We start from the raw sequence: 1,786 nt of genomic DNA on the forward strand, positions 1-1,786 counted from the left end.
CGGCGACTCCTACGATAATGCGATGGCAGAGAGTATCAACGGGTTGTACAAAACGGAGGTTATCCACCGCGGGAGCTGGAAAAACCGGACGGAAGTGGAGTTGGCCACGCTGGACTGGGTGGACTGGTACAACAACAGAAGGCTGCTCGGGCGGCTGGGTTACATCCCTCCTACTGAAGCCGAAATGAACTATTACGCTTTGCAATTAGCATCAGAGGAAGCGGCGTAGTATTGCCAAAATTACTCTCTAATAAACTCGGGGTTATTCACTGATAATCTCCGCGAACCGTTTCCCGCAACCCGTTGCCACGGTACTGGCGCCGGTGAGCGTGGTCACCCGCGACGACATCGACCGTGGACAGATCAAATCCGTGGCCGAGGCGCTAAGCCGGTTGCCGGGGGTGGACATCGGCCAGAGCGGCGGTCTCGGCCAGCAAAGCTCGCTGTTCATTCGCGGCACGAACGCCAGCCATGCGCTGGTGTTAATCGACGGCGTGCGCATGAATCAGGCGGGCATATCCGGCTCATCCGATCTCAGCCAGATCCCCATCGCGCTGGTACAGCGCATTGAATATATCCGCGGACCGCGTTCGGCGGTCTACGGCTCGGACGCGATTGGCGGCGTGGTCAATATTATCACTACCCGTGAGCAGAACGGCAGCACGCTCAGCGCCGGCATGGGCTCCCACGGTTATCAGACCTACGATGGCGCTACTCGCCAGCAGTTGGGGGAGAATACCACCGCCACCCTGGCGGGAAATTATACCTATACCCGAGGATTCGATGTTCGGGCCAATTTGCCGGATCCCTACGGCAACCCGGCACAGCCCGATCGCGATGGTTTTATGAGTAAAACGCTGTACGCTGGGCTGGAACATCGGTTCAACGATCGGTTCAGCGGCTTTGCCCGCACCTATGGTTTTAGCAACCGCAGCGCCTACGACGGTACCTATTCTTATAGCGACTTCAATCATCCAGACGCGCTGCCCGATACCCGCCAGCTCTACAGCCGCACCTGGGACACCGGCCTGCGCTTCCAGCAAGGAATCTATGCGTCCCAATTGTCTTTCAACTACAACCACACCAAAGACTATAACTATGATCCCCATTATGGCCCCTATGCGGATTCCGCCACGCTGGATGATTCTCAGCAGTATTATTTAGCGTGGGGAAACACCCTGCAAATCACGCACGGCACCGCCAGCGCCGGGGTGGATTGGCAGAAACAGACTACCGAGCCCGGCACCAATTACCTCAGCGATGGCTATGAACAGCGCAACACCGGCCTGTATGCCACGGTGCAGCAATTGTACGGTCCTGTCACCCTGGAGGGGGCGGCCAGAGAGGATGATAATTCGCAATTTGGCTGGCACGGTACATGGCAGGGCAGCGCCGCCTGGGAAGTGGTCGAGGGCTATCGACTGCTGTTGTCTTATGGCACCGCGTATAAGGCACCGAATCTCGGTCAGCTTTACAGCGCTTATGGCGGCAATGCGCAGCTCAATCCCGAGCAGAGCAAGCAATGGGAAGGCGGGATTGAGGGCTTGACCGGCCCGCTTGATTGGCGGTTAACGGCCTATCGCAATGACATCGACGATATGATTGCGTGGGATAGCGGCGAGGAAGCTTATTACAGGGCACCTCGAAAAACCTAACCAGAGGGTCTGTAAATTTTTTTGTGTAAATGGCTCCATCGCTTAACTGGAGATTCGTTCTCCATACATCAACATGAATTGGCTCATAGCAGGTTTCCAGTCTCTGAGTGGCATGGTCCATTTGGCGGAAA

At 56.4% G+C, this 1,786-nt stretch carries 1 protein-coding gene and 1 pseudogene; both read left to right on the top strand.

Features of this window, described 5'->3' with window-relative positions; genetic code table 11:
- Positions 1 to 229: integrase core domain-containing protein (locus tag CINSTRO3249_RS15585; RefSeq protein ID WP_143146879.1), on the top strand; the 229-nt coding region annotated here is incomplete at its 5' end.
- A 43-nt stretch (positions 230 to 272) separates the two neighbouring features.
- Positions 273 to 1,652, top strand: a pseudogene (locus CINSTRO3249_RS15590) (TonB-dependent receptor domain-containing protein); the annotation flags it as partial.
- Between the last annotated feature and the right edge of the window lie 134 nt (positions 1,653 to 1,786).

The sequence above is a fragment of the Candidatus Sodalis sp. SoCistrobi genome (assembly GCF_900143145.1).
Lineage (GTDB): Bacteria > Pseudomonadota > Gammaproteobacteria > Enterobacterales > Enterobacteriaceae > SoCistrobi.